The sequence below is a fragment of the Ancylobacter pratisalsi genome (assembly GCF_010669125.1).
In the GTDB taxonomy this organism is placed as follows: domain Bacteria; phylum Pseudomonadota; class Alphaproteobacteria; order Rhizobiales; family Xanthobacteraceae; genus Ancylobacter; species Ancylobacter pratisalsi.
On sequence record NZ_CP048630.1, the window covers coordinates 3,612,191 to 3,630,600 of the forward strand.

Below are 18,410 nucleotides of genomic sequence, written 5' to 3' on the forward strand. Positions count from 1 at the left end.
CCCTGCCAGCCGGACCGGGGCGGGTCCTCCGTGGCAGGTGAACAGATTGCGCGCCACGCTTTGCGCCGATGTCTCGGAAAACCGGTTTTTCGTAACAGTTTGTATCGACGCCGATGCCGCGACTTGCCTCGCGCGCCCGGCGCTGTCATGCCGGTCTCATGACAGCGGAACGGTTACTTCTGGTCGAGGACGACCGTGACATACGCAGCCTGCTCACGGACTTCCTCGGCGGCGAGGGTTATGAGGTGGAGGCGGTCGAGAGCGGGGCGCTGATGGACCGCGCGCTGATGCGCGCCATGCCGGACCTTGTCATTCTCGACATCATGCTGCCGGGCGAGGACGGGCTGTCGATCTGCCGGCGGCTGCGTGCACGCTCGCGGGTGCCGATCCTGATGCTCACCGCCAAGCATGACGAGGTGGACCGCATCGTCGGGCTGGAGATCGGCGCCGACGATTATCTCGGCAAGCCGTTCAACCCGCGCGAGCTGCTGGCGCGCATCCGTGCGCTGCTGCGCCGTTCCAGCGGCGCGCTGGCGGCGGGTGCGCCCGAACGCCGGCGTCGTCGCTTTTCCCGGCTCACCGTCGATCTCGATGCCCGCCTGATCGAGGACGACGCAGGCCAGCGGGTCAACCTCACCACCGCCGAATTCGATCTGCTCACCTGCTTCCTGGAACGCCCCGGCCGGGTGCTCTCGCGCGACCAGTTGCTGGACTGGACCCGCGGGCGCTCGGCCGAGCCGTTCGACCGCACCATCGACGTCACCGTGTCGCGGCTGCGCGCCAAGCTGGCGCAGTGCCTGCCCGAGGAGGACCAGCTCATCACCACGGTGCGTAATGTCGGCTACCTGTTCTCCACCGACGTGCGGGACGTGTGAGGGTCGCATGCGCCTCGGCCTTCTCGCCCGCATCATCCTCATCGTGGCGCTCGCGCTGCTGGCGATCCAGCTTCTCGCGCTGCTGATCTATTTCGGCGCCACCGACAATCGCGCCGTCTTCGGCGCGGCGTCCGGCTCGCTGCCGCGCCAGGTCGCGGGCCTTGTGCGCCTGGTCGAGAAGGCGCCGCCGGATCTGAGGGCCAGCGTGCTCGACGCGTTCTCGCAGAACGGGCGCAGCCTCGCCATCGTCCCCGGCCCGCCGCCGGACGAGGCCGGCGTGGCGGCACTGAACCGAATCGAGATCGCGATAAAGGCCGTGCTCGCCTCCGATGGCGCGCCCGGGCGCCATGTGCTGGTGCTGTTCGATCCCCGTCAGGGTGAACATGCGGGCGAGACGCTGCGGGTCTATGTCCAGCTCGCCTCGGGCGACTATCTGCTGCTGGACGTGCAGGACAAGGTGACGGTTCGCGTGCTCGGCGTTCCGATCGGCTTTTTCGCCGGTCTGTTCGGCGTGCTGGTCGCGGTCGCCGCGCTGGTGGCGGTGGCGCGCGAGATGAAGCCGCTGACGCGCCTGGCCCGCGATGTCGACCGCGTCGGCGAGCATCTCGATCCGGTGCCGATCCCGGAAACCGGCGCGCCGGAATTGCGGGCGCTGATCCACGCGGTCAACGCGATGCAGGAGCGCATCGCCACCCTGGTGAAGAACCGGACCCTGACGCTGGGCGCGATCTCGCATGATCTGCGCACCTATCTCACCCGGCTGCGGCTGAGAATCGAGATGATGCCCGAAAGCCGCCACCGCGACGGCGCCATCGGCGATGTCGAGGCGATGCAGGCGCTGGTGGAGGACACGCTCGATTTCGCGCAGAGTTCCTTCGCGTCCGCCGAACCGGCGGCCTGCGATCCCGGTGCCGTGCTCGCGCGCTACTGTGCCGGCCACGTCGAGGCCGGGCGGATCACGCTGACGCTGCCCGCCGTGGCGCTGCGTGTGGCGATGGCCGAGACGGTGCTGGAGCGGCTGTGCGCCAACCTGATCGAGAACGCGCTGCGCTACGGGCACGCCGCCTTCGTGCGCGTGGAAGGCGCGCCCGGCGCCGTGGTGCTGGTGGTCGAGGACGAGGGCCCCGGCATTGCACCCGAGGAGCGCGCCAAGGTGTTCGAGCCGTTCTACCGGATCGAAGCCTCGCGCAGCCGCGACAGCGGCGGGGCCGGGCTGGGGCTGACCATCGTCAAGCGCATCGTCGCGCTTCACGGGGGAACGGCCGCGCTCGGCGACAGCGGGCATGGCGGGCTCGCGGTCACGGTCTGCCTGCCGGCGGCGTGATACAAATCGACATCAAGGTGTAGGTCCCCTGAGACATTGCCGGGCGAGGCTGCGGTCCTTCTCAACGGCAAGGGATCAAAGCCATGAGACGTTTTCTCGCAAGACCTTCGGTCAGAACCGTGGTGGGTGGAACGCTCGCCGCAGGCCTCATCGCCGCGCTCGCGCTGCCGGTGATGGGCATCGCCCGGGTGAGCGCCGACCCGCTGGCCGGCGCACCCGCCACCCTGACGGCCTTCATGGGCGGCGGACAAAGCGGGCGGGCGCTTCCCGCCTTCGACGGCACCATGGCGCGCCTTGCCGCTGGCGCGCTGCTCGCGGCGCAGGAGACCGCGCTCGGCATCACGCCGGAGCAGATGCCGGCGTGGCGGGCCTATACCGGCGCGCTGGTCGCGTTCATCCCCACCGGCACGCGCGTCGGGCGCTGGACCGACAAGCAGACCCGTGACGCCGCCGCCGCCTTCGATCTGGTCGACGACGTGACCGCCGCCGCCATCGAGCGCGCCGAGGCGGCGAAGACGCTGCGGGAAGCGGCGAATGCGCTGAAGGCGACACTGACGCCCGAGCAGCTGAGCATGGCGCAGCAGATGCAGGCCGGGCTGGTCGAACGCGTGCTGCGCTTCGTCGAATGGCGGCGCAGCGAGGGCCGGACACTGCCGCTCTGAGCCGCCAGCCTTCCTCCGCACGCAACAAAAAGGCCCGGGAGCACGCTTCCGGGCCTTTAGCGTCTGTCTTGAGTGCCGCCGTGGCTACCGGCGGTTCACGCTGCGCGAGCCGCTGAAGCTGCGGCCGCCGCCGGTCGTGCCCGAACGGCTGGCGGAGCAGCCGGATCCCGAGGTGCAGTTGCGGGTCCGCGTCGCGCTGCCGCCATACGCGCCGGTGGTGTTGCGCGTCGCGGTGCAGCTGCCGTCCGCGCAGGTGCGGGTCTGCGAGGTGGTCCCGCCATAGCGGCCGGTGGCGCTGCTTGCCCCGGTGCACACGCCGTTGGCACAGCCCGCGGCACGCGATGTGGAGGTCACGCGCGGCGCGACCGGATAGGGGCCATTGGGGCGGGGCGCGGGATAGGCGCCCCAGCGGCCATACCAGGGATAGGCGCTGTAGTAGCGGTCCCAGTAGGCGCGGTTATAGGCGACGACGCCTATGCCCACCGCCGTCGCGACCGTCGCGGTCAGCACCACCGGGGCGCCGCCATAGACCAGCTGGATATAGTCCGCCGCCACCCAGCCGCGATAGCCGGCGAAGGCGACATCGCACCAGGTGTAGCCGGTAACGCAGCCGAAGGTGGTGATCGGCGTGCCCGCCGGCACCAGCGTCACGGCGGGGTAGGCGGTGGAAGGTCCGGCCCGCAGGTTTACATTGGCGGTGGCGACCGCCGTGGTCGCGGCGGTGCCGGGCGAGGCGAAGGTCGCGCCGCCGGCAACCGCCAGCGTGGCGACGAGGAGAAGTTTCTTGAGCATGGCGTGGTCCCCGAGATGGCGCCGCACGCGCGGCGGGCCGGTTTTGTCATGTCACCGTGCTAGAGCGCCGGCGTCGCGGGCCTGTCTCAGCCATGTTTCAGTTTGTGACAGGTCTTGGGCCGAGGGCCGGTTCAGTCGATCCGTTCCCCGGTCAGTTCGCTGAGCCGGCGGCCCATCTCGTCGCTGTAGCGCTTCACCGCATGCGCCTCGCTGAGGATGCCGACGATGGTCCGGTCCGGCATGGTGACGGCGAGCGCGTCGGCCTCGCAGCGGGAGAAGGTCGCCAGCGCCTCGCGAATGGTCATGCCCGGTCGCAGCGTGTCACCGACATGGCGCAGCAGCGCGTGCACCGTGGCGGGAGCCTTTGCGTCACCGGCAGGCTCGTCCGCTTCCGCGGCATAGAGCGTGGCGGGCAGCACCATGCCGGCATAGTAGCCCTCGGAATCGGTGGCGACGAGGTAGGACGTGGAGCCGGGCGGGTAGGCCCGCCGGGCCTGTTCCAGCGTCGAGGCGTCGGCGACCTGGGGCACCTCGCGGCGCATCATGGTCGCGACGGTAAGCTCGCGCATCCAGCCGATGTCGTGCGCGCCGCGAATGGTCTCGCCGCGCAGGTGAAAGCGCCAGGTGGTGAAGGAGAAGCCGAACAGGCGCCGCGTGATCAGCGAGGCCGCCGCCGCCGCCGCCAGCACGGCGAGCGTCAGGGTCAGGTCCCCGGTCATCTCCAGCGCCAGCAGGGTCATCGTCATCGGTCCGCCGACCACCGCGACCGCCAGCGCGCTCATGCCGATCAGGGCGTAGAGCGAGTGCGACACCACCATGTTCGGTAGCACAAGCTCCAGCCCCGCCGCATAGGCGCGTCCCGCCAGCACGCCCATCAGCACCGAGGCGAAGAACAGGCCGCCGCGAAAGCCGGAGCCCAGCGATACCGCCGAGGCGATCACCTTGGCGCCGAGCAGCATCAGCAGGAAGGTCAGCGTGCTGTCGGCGCCGATATACAGATAGACCGCGCCATGGCCGGCCGAGAACACGGCGGGGTTCCACAGCGCCAGCGCGCCGACGATCAGCCCGCCCACCATCGGCCGCAGTGCGGCCGGCAGCGCCGAGCGCCGGAATCCGGTCTCCACCAGCGTCACCCCGCGCATGATGACGATGCCCACCAGCGCGCACAGGATGCCGAGCAGCAGGATCGCCGGCAGATCGCTCATCTGCGGCGCGCCCAGCGCGGGAAGCGGCGGGGCGAGGTTCGGCAGCAGGGTCTGGCGGGTCAGCGTCGCGGTGAAGCTCGCGGTCATCATCGGCACGAAGGCCGGTATCGCATAGGTGCCGAGAATCAGCTCAAAGCCATAAAACGCGCCCATCAGCGGGGCGTTGAACGCGGCGCCGATGGCGGCCCCTGCGCCGCAGCCGACCATGAGCCGCAGATCCGCGCGGCGCAGGTGAAACGCCTGCCCGAGGCGCGAGGCGATGCCGCTGGCCGCCTGCGTATAGCCCGCCTCCAGTCCCACCGAGGCGCCGACCCCGCTGGAGCCGATGGTTTGCGCGGCCACGATCACGCTGTCCTTCAGCGACATCTGTCCGCCATGCAGCGCGTTGGCCTCGATCGGGTCGATCGGCTGGCCGAAGCCGCGCTTGCGCAGCAGCGCCGAGATGAGCCCGAAGACCAGCCCGCCCAGCGCGGGCGCGCCGAGCACCAGCGCCGGTATCAGCCCGCTGGCGACGGAGAGGTGCTCATGCGCGCCGATGCCGAAGATCAGCACATGCATGGCCTGCATGGTGCCGTTCATCGCCACCACGACAAGGCCGGCGAGCACGCCGACCACGGCGGCGAACAGCACGACGCCCAGCTCGCTGCTGCGCGCCAGGCGCCTCAGGCGGTGGGTGAGGGATTCTTTCCCGGAGCTTGGATCGGCTGTCACGTCGCGCCCGCTGCGTTCCGTCCGTTCACGTCCGGCCAGCATGCATCACAAAAGCTGAACGATTTCCATGGGGTGGCCGTTACGCGTTTATACTTAAAGAAAAACGATTGCGTTTTTATGCAATTGATATAGCTATGAGGAGGACAGGAACGGACCTGCCGCAGTCAACGGTGGAAGCCATGACCCGCAATATCGGACGCGTCGACAGTGTGCTGCGCATCATCGTCGGCCTCGCGCTGCTCTCGCTGCTTTTCGTGCTGGAAGGCAATCTGCGCTGGCTCGGGGTGATTGGCCTGGTGCCGTTGCTCACGGGCATTCTCGGCACCTGCCCGCTCTATTCCATTCTCGGCGTCACCACCTGCCCGCTCCGCGCGCGCAAGTGACGACCGCCGCAACACAGAGGACGTGACATGACCGGGAAACCTGAAGTGACCGGCTTCTTTGATCCGCGTACCTGGTCGGTCCAGTACGTCGTTGCCGACCGGGAGACGGGCAAGTGCGCCATCGTCGATCCGGTCTACGACTTCGACGAGAAGTCCGGCCAGACCGCCTCGAAGAATGCCGACCGCCTGCTCGCCTTCGTGCGGGACAAGGGCTACGAGGTCGAGTGGATCCTCGATACCCATCCCCATGCCGACCATTTCTCCGCCGCGAACTACCTCAAGCAGAAGACCGGCGCCCGCACCGCCATCGGCGCCAAGGTGACCGACGTCCAGGCGCTGTGGAAGGGCTATTACAACTGGCCCGACTTCCCCGCCGACGGCTCGCAGTGGGACCACCTGTTCGCGGATGGCGACACCTTCAAGGTGGGCTCGATCGATGCGCGGGTGATGTTCTCGCCCGGCCACACGCTGGCCTCCATCACCTATGTCGTCGGCGACGCCGCCTTCGTGCACGACACGCTGTTCATGCCGGACAGCGGCACGGCGCGGGCGGACTTTCCCGGCGGCAGCGCGAAGGTGCTGTGGGCCTCGATCCAGGCCATTCTGGCGCTGCCGGATGACACCCGCATCTTCACCGGGCATGACTACCAGCCCGGCGGGCGTCAGCCCCAGTGGGAATCGACCGTCGCGGAGCAGAAGGCGCATAACATCCACCTGGTGCGGTCCAAGACCGAGAAGGACTTCGTCGCCCTGCGCGAGGCCCGCGACCGCACCCTGCCGATGCCGAAGCTGATCCTGCATTCACTGCAGATCAACACCAATGGAGGGCGGCTCCCGGAGCCGGAATCGAACGGGACCCGGTATCTCAAGATCCCGCTTGACCTGCTACGGGGAGCGGACTGGGGCTGAGACCATGGTTGATACGCTTTCCGACGAGGTGACGGAGATCAAGGCGCGGGTCGATGAGGCCACCGCCTTTCTCAAGACGCTGGCCCATCGCGACCGTCTTCTGGTCGCCTGCGCGCTCGTCGACGGCGAACATTCGGTGCGCGAGCTGGAGGATCTTCTCGGCATCCGCCAGCCTGGCCTGTCGCAGCAGATCGCGGGGCTGCGCGAGGCCGGGCTCATTGTCGGCCGCAAGGAAGGCAAGCAGGTGTTCTACCGCCTCGCGGACCCGCGCGTGGAGCGTTTCATCACCACCATGCACGCGCTGTTCTGTGCGCCCGGCGCGGGCGGCACGGGTCCGTACGCAGGCCATTGAGCGGGTTTTGACCCGCACAGGATGATCATGACCGAGTTCACCCCCATCGCATCCCTTGCCGGCGGCGCCCTGATCGGGCTCAGCGCCGTGCTGATGCTCCTGCTCGAAGGGCGTATCGCGGGAATCAGCGGCATTGCGAGCCGGCTGTTTCCCCCTTATGGCGATGGCGCTTTCGGCGGCCGGCTGGCTTTCATCGCCGGGCTCGTCGGGGCGCCATTCCTTGTCGCCGCCGTCACCGGCACCCCGGTGATGCAGACTGTGTCCTCCAATCTCGTGCTGATGGTCGTGGCCGGGCTGCTGGTCGGCTTCGGCTCGGTGTGGGGCTCGGGCTGCACCTCGGGGCATGGCGTGTGCGGCCTCGCCCGGCTGTCGCGCCGCTCTTTTGTCGCCACCGGCGTCTTCATGGCCGCGGGTTTTGTCACCGTGTTCCTGATGCGCCATGTGATCGGAGGCTGAGGTCATGAACCGCAAGGCGCTTTCCATCGTCCTCAATCTCGGCCTCGGCCTGCTGTTCGGCGTCGGTCTCGTCGTGTCCGGCATGAGCAACCCGGCCAAGGTCCTGAATTTCCTCGATCTGTTCGGCACGTTCGATCCCTCGCTGGCCTTCGTCATGGGGGGCGCGGTGGTCGTGGCCTTCTTCGGCTTCCGTCTCGCCACCGCGCGGCCCGCTCCCCTGTTCGCCGACCGCTTCCAGCTGCCGACCCGCACCGACATCGACGCCCGCCTCCTCATCGGGCCGGCGCTGTTCGGCATCGGCTGGGGACTGGGCGGCTTCTGTCCCGGCCCGGCCTTCACCGCGCTCGGCCTCGCCGCGCCGGGCACACTGGCCTTCATTCCCGCCATGCTTGCGGGCATGTGGGCGGCGCGGCGGCTTGCCGCAGGCCCGCACTGAGCCGCCCATTCGCCTTTGCGCCCTTACGGCAGGGCGTTTCGATCAATCTCGCGCGATACGGAAAGCACCGGATTTGCACCGGGGGAAAATTGGCTTACTAGTTTGACTGAGATTTCAGTAATTTCTGAAATCAACGTAACGTAAGCCCCCGAGGTCGCTGCCGTGAACCTGCCACCACTCATCCAGTCCTTCGTCTTGCATTTCGGCGAGATGGGTAGCCGGTGGGGCATAAATCGCACCGTGGGGCAGATCTACGCGCTTCTGTACGTCTCGCCCGAGCCGCTCTGCGCCGAGGAAATCGTCGATGCGCTCGGCGTGTCGCGCTCCAACGTGTCGATGGGGCTGCGCGAGTTGCAGGCGTGGAACCTCGTCGTCTTCAAGCACCTGCCCAATGACCGGCGCGACTTCTTCACCACGCCCGACGATATCTGGCAGATCCTGCGTACCCTGGCGGAGGAGCGCAAGAAGCGGGAGGTCGACCCCACGCTGTCGGTGCTGCGCGAGATCCTGATGCAGCAGCCGGGCAGCGAGAGGGAGCGCTACGCCCAGGAGCGCATGAGCGACATGCACGGGCTGATCGAGCAGCTCACCACCTGGTATGACGACGTCAAGCGGCTGGAGACCGAGCGTCTCGCCACTCTTCTGAGCCTTGGCTCGAAGATCACCCGGCTTCTGGAAACCAAGGACAAGATCGTCTCGCTCGGCCGCCGGCCGAAGGGGACGGGCGTGCCCAAGGTCGGAGCGGATTGACATGACGCTGGTCCCCGCCGTGCCGGCAGACCCTTCGGACGCCCGCTCTTCCGCCGCTCGCGCTGCCACCCTTGCGAAGGCATCGGCCGCGACGGCGCGCGGTGGCGCCACCGCACGCGGCCTGCGCCGCGCGATCGCGCTTCAGATCGGCGGCGCCCTGCTGTGGCTGCCGCAGGCGGGGCTGCTGGCGATGGCCGTCGCGGGGCTGACGCGGGGCGAGGGTGTTGGCGACGTCGCGCTCGCGGCGGCGGCCATCGCGGTGCTGGGCATTGCGCGGGCGATGATGGAAGCGGCGGGCGGGCGTCTGGCTTTCCGTTCTGCGCGGGCGGAGCTTTCGCGCCTCCGGGCGCAGGCGGCGCAGGCGCTGGCCTTGCGTTCACCCCTCGACACCCGGCGCCCCGCCTCCGGGCGGGTCGCAAGTGCGCTGGCCGAACAGGCCGAGGCGGTGGTTCCCTACCTGTCGCGCTTCGTGCCGGCGCGCAAGCGCGCGACCGTGGTGCCTCTCGTCATTCTCGCCTGCGTGCTGCCTTTCTCCTGGCTTGCGGCGCTCATGCTCGCCGTCGCCGCGCCGCTGATTCCGCTGTTCATGGCGTTGATCGGCTGGCAAGCCAAGGCGGCGAGCGAGGCCCAGCTTGTGGAACTCGGCGGCATGAACGCCTTCCTGCTGGACCGGCTGCGCGGCATGGCGACCATCCGTTCCTTCGGCGCGGTCGACGCCACCGCGACCCGGCTGCGCCGCGAGGCCGACAGCCTGCGCGCGCGCACCATGGTGGTGCTGCGCATCGCCTTCCTGTCCTCGGCGGTGCTGGAGCTGTTCTCCGCGCTGGGCGTCGCCATGGTGGCGGCCTATGTCGGCTTCCATCTTCTGGGCTGGTTCGGCTTCGGAACCTGGGGGCATGAGTTCGGGCTGGCCCAGGGGCTTTTCATCCTGCTCGTCGCCCCCGCCTTCTTCGAGCCGCTGCGCGAGCTTTCCGCCGCCTGGCACGACCGGGCGGCCGGGCAGGCGGCGCTGGAAGCGCTGGAGACGCTCGCCGAGGGCGGCACCTCCATCGTCGGCAGCGACGCACCGCCCCGCTTCCGCTCGTCGCGGGCGCCGGCAGTGGCGTTTGACGCGGTGGGGTTCCGCCATGCCGGGCAGGCGGCGCCGCTGTTCGAGGCGTTCGCGCTCGATATCGCGCCCGGCGAGCATGTGGCGCTGTTCGCGCCGAGCGGAGCCGGCAAGTCCAGCCTGCTGGCGCTGATCGCCGGGCTGGTGGCGCCCGAGGCCGGCCGCGTCAGCATTGACGGCGAGGTCATGGGGCCGGAGAGCGCGGCACGCCTGCGCGCCGGCATGGCCTATATCGGCCAGCAGCCGCACATTTTCGCCGGCACGTTGAAGGGCAATGTCGCGCTGGGCCGCCCTGAGGTGGATGGCGGGGAGATTGCCCGCGCCCTCACGGCCGTCCGCCTTGAGAAGGTGGCCGCCATGCGCGGTCCCGCACCGATCGGGGAGGGGGGACGCGGGCTGTCCGGCGGCGAGGGGTTGCGCCTCGCGCTGGCCCGCCTCGCCGCGACCCCTCAGGCCGGCCTGATCCTCGCCGACGAGCCGACCGCCCATCTCGACGCCGCGACCGCGCGCGAGGTCACCGACGCGCTCATGGAACTGGCGCGCGGACGCACGCTCGTCATCGCCACCCATGACCCCGCGCTCGCCGCCCGCATGGACCGGGTCATCCCCCTTGAGGGCGCCACCGGGGAGGCCGGGGCATGAGCACGAACACCACTCCCAACCCGGGCGCCCTGCGCGCCATGGCCGTCATCCTGCGGCTGTTCCTTTCCGAGCGGCGGATCGCCTTCTTCGCCGGTGCGGCGCTGGCGGCGCTGACGCTGCTGGCCGGGGCCAGCCTGCTGGCCCTTTCGGGCTGGTTCATCACCGCGACGGCGATCGCGGGCATGTCGGCGGCCGCGGCGGCGACCTTCGATGTCTTCGCCCCCTCCGCCGGCATCCGTCTCGCGGCGCTGGTGCGCACCGCCGCGCGCTATGGCGAGCGACTGGTGACCCATGATGCCGCGCTGGCGGTGCTGGCCGGGCTGCGCGAGCGGCTGTTCCGTGGCTGGGCGGCGCCCGAGGCAGCCGGTCGGCTGGCCGATCGACCGACCCGGCTGCTGTTCCGCCTGACGCTCGATATCGACGCGCTGGATTCGCTCTACCTGCGGGTGCTGGTCCCGGTGATCGCCGCTGTGGTGGCCACGCTCGGCGTCACCGTCCTCATCGGCCTCATCCGCGTTCACACCGCCCTCACTTTCGTCCTCATCGTCCTTGGCGTCGGCGCGCTCATTCCGTGGATCGCTCTGCGCGCCGCCCGCCGTCCCGCCCGCCGCCGCGCCCATGCGCTGGAAGTGTTGCGCTCGCGCGCGGTCGACCTCTTCGCGGGCCAGACCGAGCTCATCATGGCCGGCCGCCTCGCCGCCCGGCGCGAGGAACTTCGGGCCGCCGACCAGCGCCTGGCCGCCGCCGACGATGCGCTCAACCGGGTGGAAACCTTTGTGTCGGCAGGGTTTTCGGCCGCCAGTGCGGTTCTGCTGGCGCTCGCCCTGCTGGCGGTTGCGGCGCTGAATCATGCGGGCACCATCGATACGCCGGCCGCCGCACTGGTGCTGCTGCTGGCGCTGGCCGCCTTCGATCCCTTCGCCGCGCTGCGCCGGGGCGTGGTCGAGCTGGAGCGCGCGCTGATCGCCGCGCGCCGTCTCGCCTCCCGCCTCACCCCCACCCCGCCCATTGCCCCAATGCCAACCCCGGGCAAGGGGCAGGCGGTTGAGGTCCGAAATCTAGCAATCATAAGGGATGGCGCGGTACGTCCGTCGCTTGAGGGCATCGATCTCGCCATTGCGGAGGGCGAGCGTGTCGCCCTTGTCGGCATGAGCGGGGCGGGCAAGTCGACGCTGCTGGCGGCCATCGCCGGTGAAATCGGGCCGGCCTCGGGCGAGGTCGCGGCCCGGCGCAGCGTGCTGCTGACCCAGCGCACCGAGCTGTTCCACGACAGCCTGCGCGGAAACCTTCTCGTTGCCGATCCCGCCGCCGATGACGACCGGCTGATGGCCGCCCTCACGGCCGCCGGGCTCGGCGCCGTGGTCGCGGCTCTGCCCGAAGGGCTTGATACGCCGCTCGGCGAGGGCGGGCTCGGCCTTTCCGGAGGCCAGTCCCGGCGTCTGGCCCTGTCCCGCCTGTTCCTGACGGACGCGCCGCTCTGGCTGCTCGACGAGCCGACGGAAGGGCTCGACGGGGCGACCGCGCGCGACGTGCTGGCGCGGCTGGCCCATGAGGCGGGTTCGCGGACCCTGATCCTGGCCACTCATCTGCGGCGCGAGGCGCAGGCCGCCGACCGCCTGATCCTGATTGCCGAAGGCCGAGCGCGCGGTTCCTACCGTCGCGGCGACCCCGGCTTTGCCGCGGCGATTGAAGCGCTGCGACCCGACTGAGCCGACATTCGATCCTGCGCCGCCTGCCGGCAGCGCGACAAGACAGGAGACCGGAGGCAACCGGAACCCGCCATGACCCTAGATGTAGTCGACCTCTCGCGCCTGCAATTCGCAATGACGGCGCTCTATCACTTCCTGTTCGTGCCGCTGACGCTCGGACTTTCCGTGCTTCTGGCGATCATGGAGACGGTCTACGTCATGACCGGGCGCCGGATATGGCGCCAGATGACCAAGTTCTGGGGCACGTTGTTCGGCATCAACTTCGTGCTCGGCGTCGCCACCGGCCTCGTCATGGAGTTCCAGTTCGGCATGAACTGGAGCTATTACAGCCACTATGTCGGTGACATCTTCGGCGCGCCGCTGGCGATTGAAGGGCTGATGGCCTTCTTCCTGGAAGCAACCTTCGTCGGGCTGTTCTTCTTCGGCTGGGACAAGCTTTCCAGGGTCGGGCATCTGGTCGCCACCTGGGCGGTCGCGCTGGGCTCGAACTTCTCCGCGTTGTGGATCCTTGTCGCCAATGGCTGGATGCAGAACCCGGTGGGCTCGGCCTTCAACGCGCAGACCATGCGCATGGAAGTCACCGATTTCTTCGCCGTCATCACCAATCCGGTGGCGCAGGCCAAGTTCGTGCACACCGTCTCCGCCGGCTATGTCACGGCCTCGGTCTTCGTGCTCGGCGTGTCCGCCTGGTACGTGCTCAAGGGCCGGCACATCGAGATCGCCAAGCGCTCCATGACGGTCGCCGCCTCGTTCGGGCTCGCCGCGTCCCTGTCGGTGGTCGTGCTGGGCGACGAGAGCGGCTACCTCACCACCGAGCATCAGAAGATGAAGCTCGCGGCCATGGAATCGATGTGGGAGACGGAGCCGGCGCCGGCCGCCTTCACGGTCATCGGGTTTCCCAACCAGGCCGAGCGCGAAACCCATTTCGCCGTGCGTATCCCGTGGGTGTTGGGCCTGATCGCCACCCGCTCGCTCGACACCGTGGTGCCCGGCATCACGGAACTTGTCGGCCACGCCAAGACACGCATCGAGAGCGGCATTATCGCGTTCGACGCCCTGCAGAAGATCCGCGCGGCCGGCAGTGATGCCGCGATCGCGCCGGATGTCCGCCAGGCCTTCGAGGAGCACGGAACGGATCTGGGCTACGCGTTGCTGCTCAAGCGCTATGTCGATGATCCACGTACCGCCACGCCGGAGCAGATCGAAAAGGCGGCGTGGGACACCGTTCCGAACGTGCCGACGCTGTTCTGGGCGTTCCGCTTGATGGTGGGCCTCGGCTTCGCCTTCATCGCCTTGATGTCGGTGTTCTTCTTCCTGTCGGCGCGCCGCATGCTGGACCGCTATCGCCCGCTGCTGTGGATCGCGGTGCTTGCCATTCCGCTGCCCTGGGTCGCGGCGGAACTGGGCTGGGTGGTGGCGGAATTCGGCCGCCAGCCCTGGATCATCGAGGGCGTGCTGCCAACCGCGGCCGGCGTCTCGAGCCTTGGCGCGGCGACGGTGCTGACGACCATCGTCGGCTTCGCGCTGCTCTACACGGTGCTGATCCTCATCGAGATGATGCTGATGATCCGCGCCATCCGCAAGGGGCCGGAGCCGGACGAAGATCCCGACGCCGAACTCATTCCCGCCCACCTCGTTGCCGCGGAGTAGGACCCATGATCCTCCATACGCTCATCGATTACGACACGCTGCGTGTCATCTGGTGGTTGCTGCTGGGCGTCCTGCTCATCGGTTTCGCCGTGATGGACGGTTTCGATCTCGGCGCCGATATCCTTCTGCCTTTCGTGGCACGGACCGATCTGGAACGTCGCGTGGTCATCAACTCCATCGGGCCGACCTGGGAAGGAAATCAGGTGTGGCTCATCCTGGGCGGCGGCGCGATCTTCGCCGCCTGGCCGCCGCTCTACGCGGTGTCCTTCTCGGGCTTCTACCTGGCGATGTTCGCGATCCTGTTCGCGCTCATCCTGCGCCCGGTGGGATTCAAGTATCGCTCGAAGCGCGAGGGCCGGGTCTGGCGCGCGGCCTGGGACTGGGCGCTGTTCATCGGCGGACTGGTGCCGGCGCTGGTCATGGGCGTGGCGGTCGGTAATGTGCTGCAGGGCGTGCCGTTCCACCTCAACAACGAACTTCGGATCTTCTATGAGGGCACCACGCTGTTCGAGCTGCTCAACCCCTTCGGGCTGCTGTGCGGATTGCTGTCGGTCGCGATGGTGGTGATGCATGGTGCGGGCTGGCTGACGGTGAAGACCGAGGGCAACGTCGCCACACGCGCCCGTGCCGTCGGCAGCGTCGCCGCTCTGGTGACGGTTCTGCTGTTCGCGCTCGGCGGTGTCTGGCTCTGGCTGGGCATTGATGGCTACCGCATCACCAGCACCTTCGTCGCGGAAGGCCCGTCCAATCCGCTGGCCAAGACGGTGGCGATCGCGCCCGGCGCATGGTTCGCCAATTATGGCGCCCATCCCTGGATGATGGCGGGCCCGGCGCTGGGTATCATCGGCGCTCTCGCCTGCCTTCTGCTGCTGCGCACGCGGGCGGAGTTCACCGCCTTGCTGGCGAGCACGGTGTCGATCTTCGGCATCATCTCGACGGTGGGGCTGTCGATGTTCCCCTTCATCCTGCCCTCGACCATCGACCCGCGCTCAAGCCTGACGGTGTGGGACGCGTCGTCGAGCCACCTCACCTTGTTCATCATGCTGGTCTGCGTGGTGATCTTCATTCCGATCATCGTCGCCTACACCACCTGGGTCTATCGGGTGCTGTGGGGCAAGGTCGATACGGCTGAGATCCAGCGCGACAACAGCCACGCGTACTGAGGAAGGAAACCGACAATGTGGTACTTCTCCTGGCTTCTCGGCTTTCCGCTGGCTGCCGCTTTCGCGGTGCTGAACGCCATGTGGTACGAGCTGACGGACGACACCCTCCGGGCCAAGGCGCAGCCCCGGCCCGTGCCGATCCGCGACCGGCACTGAGCACGGGCGCGGAGCCGCCGCGCTCCCGTCTTCAAGATCCACGTCCGGGATCGTGAGCGTCCCGGATGTGGGCGGTTCCCCTCCGTTCGGCTTGACAGCCGGCCCGGCGTCGACGCGTTCTAGCCCGATGCATGGTGTCCGGGCGGGGTGACTCGTCCGGATGAAACGGGAACGGGGAAGGACCGCCATCCGATCAAGGATGGAGCGGCCCGAAGCCCTGACCGCCCCCGCGACTGTGAGCGGCGAGCGGCCTTCCACATTGCCACTGGACCTCATCCGCAAGGATGGGTCCGGGAAGGCGGAAGGCGCGCTGTGACCCGCGAGTCAGGAGACCGGCCATGCATGAGCGTCCACCCTTACGCCGTCGGGAGAGACGGCAATGGAGAACCACATGCATATCGAGCCCGGCCTCGTGGCCGAAGGAAAGATCTGGCTGAGCGCTGTCACGGCGGCTGGCGCCGGCGCCTATACGCTGAAGCTCGCGGGCGAGGCGGTGCGCGAGCGCGGCGTTGTCTCGCTGGTTGCGCGCAGCGTGGTGACGACCGCACTGGTCTTCGCCTTCTTCGAGCTGCTGCCGCATCATCCCGTCGGCGTGTCCGAGGTGCACCTCATCCTCGGCTCGACGCTGTTCCTGATCTTCGGCGTCGCTCCCGCCGCCATCGGCCTCGCCGCCGGCCTGCTGATCCAGGGGCTCTTCTTCGCGCCGTTCGATCTGCCGCAATACGGCATGAACGTCACCACGCTGCTGGTGCCGCTGTTCGCATTGACCTCGCTGGCGCGCCACGTCATTACGCCGGGCACGCCCTATGTCGAGCTGAAGTACCGCCAGGCGCTGGCGCTCTCCACCACCTATCAGGCCGGGATCGTGGTCTGGGTGGCGTTCTGGGCCTTCTATGGGCATGGCTTCACCGTGGAGAACGCGGCTTCCATCGGCTCGTTCGGCGCGGCCTACATGCTGGTGATTTTGATCGAGCCGCTGATCGACCTCGCCGTGCTGGCCGCCGCCAAGGCGTTCAACGGACTGAAGGGCAGCCCGCTGTTCGAGAGCCGGCTCTACGACCCGGCGTGAGCGGGCAGGGCTGATCGCTCATCTGCGTTGAACGAGGTCCGGGAAGCTGACCGCTTCCCGGATTTTTCCTGTCGGGCAGGCGGCGACAATCAGTTCGCCTCACTTGCCGGTGGCGATGTAGCTGGTGAGCACATCCACCACGACCGCCTTGCGCCTTTCCAGCCAGTCCGGCGCGGCGAAGTCGTGCTGAAACATGCTGCTCAGCGTGTAACGGTTGGAGACGTGGATGAAGCACAGGCCGAGAATCGAGACGTAGAAATTCTCGGCGTCGATGTTCCTGTGGAACACCTTCTCTCTTTGCCCGCGCTTGAGAATGGTCCGCAGCGATTCCAGCAGGGGGCGCGTCATGTACGGAATGGTTGAGGACCGCTGGGCCGTGCGGCCCATCATCAGGTTCTCGTTCATGATCAGCCGGACGAAATGCGGGTCGGTGCTGAGGAAGTCGAAAGTCAGCTCGATCAGCGCCTTCAGCGCCAGCATCGGGTCGGCCTCGTTGACGTCGAGGGTCTGCTCCCGATCACGGATGATCTTGTAGGACGATTCCAGCGCCGCCAGGTACAGGTCATCCTTATTGCCGAAGTAATGATAGATCATGCCGACATTGACGTCGGCGGAGGCGGAAATGCGTTCGATCCGGCTGCCGCTATAGCCATGCTCGGCGAATTCGCCCATCGCGACTTCGAGTATCCGCTGGCGGGTAGCGACCGCATTGCGCTTGCCGGGCGAGCGTCGCGGCGCCTTCGCCTTGGCCGGCGTGGAAGCGGAGCCGTCCGGCAGGCCAATGTCCTCGTCGGGCAGGGCGCCAGATCTTTTGGCGTTCATCGGTTCTCCGAAACGGTCGGCAGGTCGGAGAAGGCCCTCGCTGCAAAATCCAACAATTCCATATCCTTGCCGCGTCTGGCCAGGATCGACAATCCCACCGGCGCGCCATTCACCGTTCCAACCGGAATGGTGAGTTGCGGCAGGCCGCCGAGCCCGGCCGGGCAGAGCAGCTCCATCGCACGCCGCCGGTAGTCATTCTCCACCTCGGCCGATGCCAGAGTGCGCAGCGGCGGAACGCCCGGCGTGGTCGGCAGGCAGATCAGGTCGTCCTCGCCGATCATCATCGCAAGCTCAGCCGCGATGGCATCCGTGCGCCCGCGCGCGGCGTCGGCCTGCCCGAGCGTCACCTGTGCGGCGGCGGCGAGGCGCTGGCCCACACCCTCGCCGAAGGCAGGGCGAACCTCCTCGATCCATGTGCCCAGAGAGGTCCAGATCTCGCTCGCCTGAACCGTGCGGAAGGCATCGAGCCATGTGTCGAGGCCGTCGGGGCTCAGCACCAGGCTGTCGTGCCGCGCGAGCAGGGACCCCAGCCGTTCGATGCCGGCCTCAAGAATGGGGCGGGTTTCCGCGTCGCAGCGTGTGAACGCGTCCGAGGCAACCCGAAGCCGTGAGAAACGGGCAGGAGAGGCCGCCCCCAGCAGCACCTCGCCCACGTTCTTCAGCCGCGCGGCGTCGCGCGCGAACCAGCCTACCGTGTCGAAGCGTGGGGCAAAACGGGACACGCCGGCGAGCGGCAGGCGTCCATGCGTGGGGCGAATGCCGAACAGCCCGCAATAGGCCGCCGGCACCCGCACCGAACCGCCGCAATCGGTGCCAATGGCGAAATCGACCAGCCCGCCCGCCACCGCCACCGCCGAGCCGCTGGACGAACCACCCGGCAGCCGGTCCCGCGCGGCGGGATTGATCGGCATGCCGAAATGCACGTTCTCGCCCGAGATCGAGTAGCACAGCTCGTCGCTCAGCGTACGCCCAGCGAGGTCCGCGCCGGCGGCCAGAAGCCGCGTCACAACATCGGCCGTCGCTCGTGCGGGGGCGTGCGTCGCAAGCCAGGTCGGATGGCCGAAACCGGTGCGGCTTCCCTCGACGTCGAAGACGTCCTTGATCGCGAAAGTCAGGCCGTCGAGCGGGCCCGCGCCGGTGGCCGGGTGGCCGACATGATTGTCCCGGCAGAAGGCGCCATAAGGATCGGCCGGAGGGTGGTCGAAGGAGGTCGTGGACTGCGGCATGGGGGACTCG

General features: G+C 68.4%; 18 protein-coding genes, 1 pseudogene and 1 riboswitch. Of the genes and pseudogenes, 15 read left to right on the plus strand and 4 right to left on the minus strand.

What is annotated here, in order from left to right; all coding sequences use genetic code 11:
- Positions 1-158 precede the first annotated feature (158 nt).
- The 3 genes from G3A50_RS16915 to G3A50_RS16925 all read left to right on the plus strand — a co-directional run bounded on the left by G3A50_RS16915 (position 159) and on the right by G3A50_RS16925 (position 2,861).
- Positions 159-875 (plus strand): response regulator, encoded by a 717-nt coding sequence (locus tag G3A50_RS16915; protein ID WP_163076348.1) that lies wholly within the window; start codon positions 159-161, stop codon positions 873-875.
- Between the two features lie 7 nt (positions 876-882).
- The gene (locus G3A50_RS16920) at positions 883-2,199 is read left to right on the plus strand and encodes an ATP-binding protein (RefSeq protein WP_163076349.1); all 1,317 of its coding nucleotides are present in this window, start codon (positions 883-885) and stop codon (positions 2,197-2,199) included.
- A gap of 83 nt (positions 2,200-2,282) precedes the next feature.
- Positions 2,283-2,861, plus strand: coding sequence for a Spy/CpxP family protein refolding chaperone (locus G3A50_RS16925; protein ID WP_163076350.1), 579 nt, complete (start codon positions 2,283-2,285; stop codon positions 2,859-2,861).
- A gap of 84 nt (positions 2,862-2,945) precedes the next feature.
- Here G3A50_RS16925 and G3A50_RS16930 read toward each other — a convergent pair whose 3' ends face one another.
- A complete protein-coding gene (locus tag G3A50_RS16930) occupies positions 2,946-3,653 on the minus strand; it encodes an SH3 domain-containing protein (RefSeq protein ID WP_163076351.1) in 708 nt (235 codons plus the stop codon).
- Between the two features lie 131 nt (positions 3,654-3,784).
- On the minus strand, positions 3,785-5,611 hold the full coding sequence (locus tag G3A50_RS16935; protein WP_210255158.1) for a chloride channel protein: 1,827 nt from the start codon (positions 5,609-5,611) through the stop codon (positions 3,785-3,787).
- A 137-nt stretch (positions 5,612-5,748) separates the two neighbouring features.
- Between G3A50_RS16935 and G3A50_RS16940 the strand changes: the two genes are divergently transcribed.
- From G3A50_RS16940 to G3A50_RS16995, 12 genes and pseudogenes are all read left to right on the plus strand, one after another.
- Positions 5,749-5,952, plus strand: coding sequence for a YgaP family membrane protein (locus tag G3A50_RS16940; protein ID WP_163076352.1), 204 nt, complete (start codon positions 5,749-5,751; stop codon positions 5,950-5,952).
- A 48-nt stretch (positions 5,953-6,000) separates the two neighbouring features.
- Positions 6,001-6,861 (plus strand): annotated as a pseudogene (locus G3A50_RS16945) (MBL fold metallo-hydrolase); the annotation flags it as partial.
- Positions 6,862-6,865: 4 nt separating this feature from the next.
- Positions 6,866-7,213: an ArsR/SmtB family transcription factor gene (locus G3A50_RS16950; RefSeq protein ID WP_163076354.1), complete on the plus strand. Its 348-nt coding sequence runs from the start codon at positions 6,866-6,868 to the stop codon at positions 7,211-7,213.
- A 27-nt stretch (positions 7,214-7,240) separates the two neighbouring features.
- On the plus strand, positions 7,241-7,669 hold the full coding sequence (locus G3A50_RS16955) for a YeeE/YedE family protein (protein ID WP_163076355.1): 429 nt from the start codon (positions 7,241-7,243) through the stop codon (positions 7,667-7,669).
- A gap of 4 nt (positions 7,670-7,673) precedes the next feature.
- Positions 7,674-8,105, plus strand: a complete 432-nt coding sequence (locus G3A50_RS16960) for a DUF6691 family protein (RefSeq protein WP_163076356.1) — start codon at positions 7,674-7,676, stop codon at positions 8,103-8,105.
- A gap of 162 nt (positions 8,106-8,267) precedes the next feature.
- A complete protein-coding gene (locus G3A50_RS16965) occupies positions 8,268-8,855 on the plus strand; it encodes a GbsR/MarR family transcriptional regulator (protein WP_163076357.1) in 588 nt (195 codons plus the stop codon).
- A gap of 1 nt (position 8,856) precedes the next feature.
- The gene (cydD, locus tag G3A50_RS16970) at positions 8,857-10,605 is read left to right on the plus strand and encodes a thiol reductant ABC exporter subunit CydD (protein ID WP_163076358.1); all 1,749 of its coding nucleotides are present in this window, start codon (positions 8,857-8,859) and stop codon (positions 10,603-10,605) included.
- On the plus strand, positions 10,602-12,314 hold the full coding sequence (gene cydC, locus G3A50_RS16975) for a thiol reductant ABC exporter subunit CydC (RefSeq protein WP_246251805.1): 1,713 nt from the start codon (positions 10,602-10,604) through the stop codon (positions 12,312-12,314). Before cydD ends, cydC begins: the two co-directional genes overlap by 4 nt.
- A gap of 72 nt (positions 12,315-12,386) precedes the next feature.
- Positions 12,387-13,964 carry a cytochrome ubiquinol oxidase subunit I gene (locus G3A50_RS16980; RefSeq protein ID WP_163076359.1) on the plus strand — a complete coding sequence of 526 codons (1,578 nt, stop codon included), beginning with the start codon at positions 12,387-12,389 and terminating at the stop codon, positions 13,962-13,964.
- Between the two features lie 5 nt (positions 13,965-13,969).
- Entirely contained in the window at positions 13,970-15,127 is a 1,158-nt protein-coding gene (cydB, locus tag G3A50_RS16985) for a cytochrome d ubiquinol oxidase subunit II (protein ID WP_163076360.1), read from the plus strand.
- A gap of 15 nt (positions 15,128-15,142) precedes the next feature.
- Entirely contained in the window at positions 15,143-15,283 is a 141-nt protein-coding gene (gene cydX / locus G3A50_RS16990; protein WP_163076361.1) for a cytochrome bd-I oxidase subunit CydX, read from the plus strand.
- 115 nt (positions 15,284-15,398) lie between these two features.
- Positions 15,399-15,638, plus strand: a riboswitch (cobalamin riboswitch).
- A gap of 36 nt (positions 15,639-15,674) precedes the next feature.
- Positions 15,675-16,352 carry an energy-coupling factor ABC transporter permease gene (locus G3A50_RS16995; RefSeq protein WP_163077772.1) on the plus strand — a complete coding sequence of 226 codons (678 nt, stop codon included), beginning with the start codon at positions 15,675-15,677 and terminating at the stop codon, positions 16,350-16,352.
- Positions 16,353-16,451: 99 nt separating this feature from the next.
- Here the strand turns inward: G3A50_RS16995 and G3A50_RS17000 are convergent, their stop codons facing one another.
- Together G3A50_RS17000 and G3A50_RS17005 are read right to left on the minus strand one after the other, a co-directional pair.
- Positions 16,452-17,174, minus strand: a complete 723-nt coding sequence (locus tag G3A50_RS17000; RefSeq protein ID WP_163076362.1) for a TetR family transcriptional regulator — start codon at positions 17,172-17,174, stop codon at positions 16,452-16,454.
- Entirely contained in the window at positions 17,171-18,400 is a 1,230-nt protein-coding gene (locus G3A50_RS17005; protein ID WP_163076363.1) for an amidase, read from the minus strand. The genes G3A50_RS17000 and G3A50_RS17005 overlap by 4 nt, the downstream gene beginning before the upstream one ends.
- Between the last annotated feature and the right edge of the window lie 10 nt (positions 18,401-18,410).